Origin of the sequence: Bradyrhizobium oligotrophicum (genome assembly GCF_051168495.1) — a bacterium.
In the GTDB taxonomy this organism is placed as follows: Bacteria; Pseudomonadota; Alphaproteobacteria; order Rhizobiales; family Xanthobacteraceae; genus Bradyrhizobium; species Bradyrhizobium oligotrophicum_A.
Map to the genome: position 1 here is coordinate 318,353 of NZ_JBNPVB010000008.1, position 6,174 is coordinate 324,526.

The 6,174-nt window shown below is 62.6% G+C and carries 4 protein-coding genes; 2 read left to right on the forward strand and 2 right to left on the reverse strand.

Annotation, left to right across the window (positions count from 1 at the left end):
- Nucleotides 1-81: 81 nt before the first annotated feature.
- Entirely contained in the window at nt 82-1,791 is a 1,710-nt protein-coding gene (locus ACQR1B_RS17965) for a cyclic peptide export ABC transporter (RefSeq protein WP_434834676.1), read from the reverse strand.
- A gap of 150 nt (nt 1,792-1,941) precedes the next feature.
- Here ACQR1B_RS17965 and ACQR1B_RS17970 point away from each other — a divergent pair, with 150 nt between their 5' ends.
- Together ACQR1B_RS17970 and ACQR1B_RS17975 are read left to right on the forward strand one after the other, a co-directional pair.
- On the forward strand, nt 1,942-3,663 hold the full coding sequence (locus tag ACQR1B_RS17970) for a cholesterol oxidase substrate-binding domain-containing protein (protein ID WP_434834677.1): 1,722 nt from the start codon (nt 1,942-1,944) through the stop codon (nt 3,661-3,663).
- A gap of 337 nt (nt 3,664-4,000) precedes the next feature.
- Nucleotides 4,001-4,489, forward strand: coding sequence for a hypothetical protein (locus ACQR1B_RS17975; protein WP_434834678.1), 489 nt, complete (start codon nt 4,001-4,003; stop codon nt 4,487-4,489).
- A gap of 364 nt (nt 4,490-4,853) precedes the next feature.
- Here the strand turns inward: ACQR1B_RS17975 and ACQR1B_RS17980 are convergent, their stop codons facing one another.
- Nucleotides 4,854-5,696 (reverse strand): hypothetical protein, encoded by an 843-nt coding sequence (locus ACQR1B_RS17980; RefSeq protein ID WP_434834679.1) that lies wholly within the window; start codon nt 5,694-5,696, stop codon nt 4,854-4,856.
- Nucleotides 5,697-6,174: the final 478 nt, after the last annotated feature.

The window sequence follows — 6,174 nt, forward strand, 5'->3', positions numbered from 1 at the left end:
GATATGCAAGGCGCTTGGACAACTAATAGTCGAATTGGTGCTGTTTGTCGACATCCTCAGGATGGGGATCAAAATGAATTGCTAAGCCGCCGTCTGACCTCCGGGCAATGTCTTGGCGACGAAACGTCCATCCTGCATGCGCAGCCCGCGGCCGATCTGGTCGAGGCGGCCGATATAGCGGTCATCATGGGTCACCAGCACGATGGTCACGCCGGCGCGATGCAGCTCCGGCAGCAATTCGTCGTAGAACCGGCGGCGGGATTCCGGGTCCTGCTCGGCCGCCCACTCGTCCAGCAGCAGGATCGGGCGCTGCTCCAGCAGGCTCACCATCAGCGCGATCCGCTTGCGCTGTCCGGTGGACAGATTCAGCGTGTCGAATTCGCCGTCGGTGACAGCCGTCTTGCCGGTTAGCCGGAAACGCGCCAACTGCCGCTCGACCTCTCCGGCCGCCGGCTCGGGAACGCCATAGAGGCTGTCGAACAGATGATAGTCGGCGAACACGGCAGCGAACAGCGCCCGATAGGCGTTGCGGTTGTCGTCGCCGACACGCACCCCGTCGAACGCAATCTCGCCGGCGTCAGGCACATACAGACCCGCCAGCACCTGCAGGAATGTCGACTTGCCGGAGCCGTTTCCCCCGGTGATGTAGACCAGATCGCCCTTGCGCAGGCTGAAATCGACCGGCCCGATCTGGAACGGCTTGTCCAGCTGCTTGTCCTGGTAGTGAAAGTGCACGTCGCGGAGTTCGATCGTCTCGAACGTCGAATTTACCCCCTCGGCAACGACGGCGTCCTCCGCGGCAAAAGCCTGCAATCGCGCCTCGAGCTTCTCGAACCCGTCCGCCGCCACGCTCGCCGTCTGCATCACCGGCACGGCCTGAACCAACCCGAAACAGGCGCCGATCACGAACAGCACGGCCATCGTCGTCTTCGAAAGCGAGCCCTCCGATACGGTGCTCAGCGCCGGCACCACGAACACCACGGCCCCGAGCAGCACGTACATGAAGGTTTGCGACAGCAGCAGCCGTTTGAAGGTTTCCGCCTGGGTCCGGATCCTGAGATTGGCGGCGGTGCGCGACACTTCGACGAAGTCCTCGTAGAGATCCGCGCTGCGCGCGCTGTTGAGCCGCACCTCCTTGAACCCGTCCAGCAGATCGGTGACCCGCTGGAACAACCGGTCGTTCGATTCCGCCGTCGCCTTCAGCCGGCCGGCGAGGTCGCGGCTCCGCACGAAGTAGACGGCGCTGGCAATGCCGATCACCGCTGTGCTCAACGCAAACGCGGTGAACGACATCCATGCGATGTAGAGGGCGACGAAGACGATGAGAATGGCTCCCTGCGTGGCGAATGCCAGCGAGCTCGTCGCCTGCCGCAGTGCATCCGTCTGCTCGACGATGGCCGCATAGATGTGCGGCCGGCCGATCTCCTCCAGCTCCAGCATCTCGGATTGCCGCACGTAGCCGATCAGGCGCAACCGCAACCGGTGGATCAGCGCCTCGATCTGTCCGACCGCTCCCAGCAGGAGATAGCGCCCGGTCACCACGAACAACACCAGCGAGGCCACGAACAGCACACCGAGCGTCGCACCCGGCTTGCCGTTCTTGCTGGCCTGGGCGGCGGCATTCACCGTCGCCAGCACCGCGGCGTTGCTCAGCCCCGCAAGCCCGGCCATCACCAGCAGCTGATAGAACGATCCTCCCATCTCGTGACGGAGGAGATTGAAAAACGCCATCTTCCAAGTGCCGCCGTTGCACGCCGCCGCGGCCGAGCCACGGCGAGCCGAATGATTCAAACCTCGTTTCCATAGGCGGTCCGGCAAATTCCGATCCGCACGGACATTTCAGAGACGCCTCGATGAAGAGGTGGTATTCTCTCTAACACACTTCTTATGATTGCATCCACAGATTGCCGATGATGACCGATTTGAGGATTGGAGAACACGATGAGCAATGGCATTGCCCCCAATGGATTTCCGTCGGACATTCCGGTCACGCGACAGACATTCAAGAACTGGGCCCAGATGATCGAGGTCCCGAACGTCTGGACCTGCGAGCCGCAATCCGCAGAAGACGTCGTCCGTGTCTGCAATTGGGCCGCTGGGGCCGGGTTCACCGTGCGGCCACGCGGCATCATGCACGGCTGGTCGCCCTTGACGGTGACAGCGGGTGAATCCACCGCCAACCTGATGCTCGTCGACCTGACCAAGAAGCTGAATTCGATCGTCGAGATCAATCCCGCGCGCGACGACCGTCCGGCCCAGGTGACGGTTCAGACCGGCGCCACCATGCTCGACCTGATGACCGCGCTCGAACTCGCTCCCGGCGGCAATGACGGCTTCAGCTTCGCACACATTCCCGCGCCGGGTGACCTGACCGTCGGCGGAGTGCTCGCTATCAACGCCCACGGCACCGCGGTCCCGACGCCTCCGAACGACGATTTCGACGTGCCCTATGGTTCGCTCAGCAACCAGATTCTCGCCTTCACCGCCATCGTCACGCAGCCCGGCTCGAACACCTATGTCGCGCGCCGATTCATCCGCGGCGAAGGCGACGACCGGGCCTTCCTGACACATTGCGGCCGAGCGCTCCTGGTCGATGTGACGCTGCAGATCACCGACAACTACCATCTGCGCTGCCAGAGTTTCGTGACCATCCCCGACAAGACGCTGTTTGCACAGCCGACCGGCGACGCGCCGCCGCCCGACAGCGTCGGCTATTTTCTCGATCAGTCCGGCCGCGTGGAGGTCATCTGGTTTCCGGTGTATCCGATCGGAAGCTTTCCTCCCGTGACCAGCTATCCGTGGCTCAAAGTGTGGACGGTGGCAGCCGAGAAGCCCGCGACGTCCACGCTGGTGACCAAGCCGTACAACTATCCGTTCTCGGACACGCTGAGCTTCTCGGCCCAGGTCAGCGATCTTCTCAAGCAGATCCTGGCCGGTGCGCCTTGGCTGACGCCGTTGTTCTGCTTCGCCTCGGCGGCCGTCACCTCGGCTGGGTTGAACGGTGAGTTGAAGGGATCGCCGAATTCGACGGATATCTGGGGACTTTCCAAGAACACCCTGCTCTATGTGCAGGATTCGACGCTCCGGGTGACGGCGAATGGCTACGCCGTGCTGATGCGGCGCGCGCAGGTGCAGCAGGCCGTCGCCGATTTCACCGCCCAGTTTGCCAAGATGATTGCCGACTTCCAGACGAGGAGGCTCTGGCCGATCAATTCGCCGATCGAGATCCGCGTCACCGCGCTGGACGACCCGGCCAAGATCAAGAGCCACACCCCGGCGACGAGCCCGGTGATTTCGTCGCTGAGCGTAGACCCCGTGGTCCGTGACAACAAATGGGACGTCGCCTGCTGGTTCGACGTTCTGACTCTCATTCCCGACGGCGACCCGCAGCAGGCCTACGATTTCTATGCGCAGCTGGAGACCTGGTTCCTGCAGCATTTCTCCGACGGCTTTCGCGTCTGTCCGGAATGGTCGAAAGGATGGGCCTACACCAAGGGTGAAGGTCCCTGGACCGACGCCGAGTTCATCCAGCGGATTCGCACGACGTTCACGAACGGCAGACCGGCTGACGATACCTGGTCGTGGGACGTCGAGACACTGGCCAAATACGACGCGGCAAAGCTCTACTCCAATTCGTTCCTCGACCGGCTGTTCTCCGCCTGACGCCGGCTTTGGTCCTGCGGTCTCGTGGATCTGCTGCAGGCAGGAGCAGATGGCGTGATCTGCTGCATGCGTCCACGCGATATGATCGCCGGGACATCGAGCTCGCAAGAGGTCGAACTCACCGCGGGTATGGCGCCCGCGGTGTCGATCAAGTCGCGGCGTGGAGACGCTCCAGAGCTGTTTTCTGCCCGACCTGGACGGCTCGGCCACAGACCCGAGGCAAGCCGACAGCGAGCCATGACGATCAGCTGCGTTGCTCTCCGGCAGCAAACGATATACAATTAAGGCGTGCATTCTTATGTTACACATCTTCTGCAAACAATGCGAGGTCGGTACCATGAAGAACAGCAGTGCAGACTTTCCGACGCTGAACTACAAGCCATGCCGCGTCGTCGTCATCGGCGACAGGAATTGCTTCATCTGGCCTCTGACCGCGTCGACGAAGGCCAAGATCCGCGAGCTGCTCGAGGACGAGACGTTGGTGATCAAGTTCAACAGCACGCTGGAGCAGATCCCACCCTATTCGTGCGCGGAATGCGGCATCGACATCACCCTGTTCGACACGGTGCGGGAGGCCGTATCGAGCGGCGCACATGCCAAACGGTTTCTGTGCGATGCACTTCAACGGGACTCCCTGGCTGGCAATGGAGTGCTGCATACCATCCACTGCGAAAACGGGCACGTCCAGCCGGTCGTGATGGGGTGGCCTTACCTGACGTTCAACTGGATCTACGATGTCGAGGAGACGGCCCCGGCCGAGGTCGCGGGGGCGCCCGCCGACGACGTGCGAACCTCCCGGCAACACCGACGCCAGGCGACCGGCTGACACCGCCCGCGAACGCAATCGCGGCCCCGGATCATACGACTGCTGCCGCGTTTCGGTGCACGCAAGCGTTCGACGCTCCGGTCGACGGCGGACCAGTTGCGCAGGATAACCGGGCCGCGGTGCAGTTTCCTTGACTCCGGCAGGGCCGAGTTCGGCTCGGTCGTGCCAGACGACCAATCTGATTGCGTCATGACCGATGACATCCCAGAGAAAGCCGGCGGCCGTCTGCGTGTTAGTGGTTGTCCCAGAAAGACAGCGAACACGCGACGGCTCTGCCGTATCTGACGCCGTTGGACTCATCGGCAAGCTTTCTCACGACGGCCCTCGTCGTGCTCTGCGATGATCCAGCCATCGGTGAGAACCGTCACCTCAAGCTCGTCCCAGGCGCAAGCCTGACCGGAGCCTGCTGCTGAAGCATCCTGTTCAAATTCGGATCTTCGAGCGCGGGATGACGCGTATGCGGCCGTCGCTCTCCGGGCTTGCCCTCGTCCGGCGCGCTGCGGGCGGCCTTCTCCTTCTTGCCGGCCTCGCCGTCGGCCTGCTTGGCTTCTACGACATTGACCGGTCCGACGACCCGAACCGGTGTGGGAGGCGGCATCGGTGTCGGCTCCGCCATCGTGATGACGAGATGGTGGACGCCTTCCCGCGAGTAGCTGCCGCCGGTGTTGACGGTGTTGAGGATGCTGAAGATGAATCCGAACCGTGTTCCAGCGCTGGCGATCACGTCGACATCGACCGTGTAGCTCAGTCCACCGTGGTGCTCGGGACGGATTTCGTCGAGGGTGGCTGCGATCCAGGCTGCGAGACCCAGACGGGTCTGGGAAGGATCCGGCCCACGGCACGTCTCGCCATAGATCTTGATCGCCTCCGGAACCGCGATGGCAAAGTCGACATGGCCGCTGTGCGTGAACTTTCCGTTGAGGGACGCACTCGGGCTGATCGTGGCCAAGGTCGCGGACACGACTGTCGCGACCCCTCCGGCATCTCCCGAAACCGTGTCGACCAACGTCATGTCGAGCGACGTCTTGACGAACCATTTGGGCAGGTGAAAGTGCTCGTAGCGCGGATCGGAGGCGACGGCTGCGACCTCGCATTGGATCGCGCTCTTGAACGACTGGATCGTCGCCGCGCCACGGTGCTCGTCCAAAGGCAACAGAGTGCAGCCGCACAGGCTCAACGCGGCTCCCCACGCGCAGAACTTCTTCATCGTATGGCCCCTCCCCAGGGGAAAGATCGCGGCAACAACTACGGATCGAAACGTATTCTGCGAAATAAGAGCCCGACATCCTGTGGTGCTCGCTCGCGAACTTATTTGATTCGTTGCCGATAAGCGCGGGCGAGATCCTGCGAAACATCGATCGCATCGCGACTCCCGTAGAATCCACGATGCGGACTACGCGGGTACGGATGTCGCATGCTGTTTGTCGATCTTTTGAGGTAATCCGATCCAGCGTGATCGACACACCAGCGTCCTGGGTCGGCGCCGATGCCGCGCGAGCGCGGCTTCGGCTTGCCCGGGACGACATTCGAGATTGTGGTGGGGTCTTCGTCATCGAGACACGCGTTCACGGTCCCGCGGCAGGTGATGCCCGGGTGATGCAGCAGTCATGTCCCTCTTGAAATACGAGAGGGCGCGAGGAAGGCCGGACCTCGACTGAGGCCCGTGGCCCGCCTGCTCAAAAGAA

Coding starts and splice junctions, on each gene's coding strand:
- ACQR1B_RS17970 (WP_434834677.1), top strand. CDS start 1,942: ATGAGCAATGGCATTGCCCCCAATGGATTTCCGTCGGACATTCCGGTC.
- ACQR1B_RS17975 (WP_434834678.1), top strand. CDS start 4,001: ATGAAGAACAGCAGTGCAGACTTTCCGACGCTGAACTACAAGCCATGC.
- ACQR1B_RS17980 (WP_434834679.1), bottom strand. CDS start 5,696: ATGAAGAAGTTCTGCGCGTGGGGAGCCGCGTTGAGCCTGTGCGGCTGC.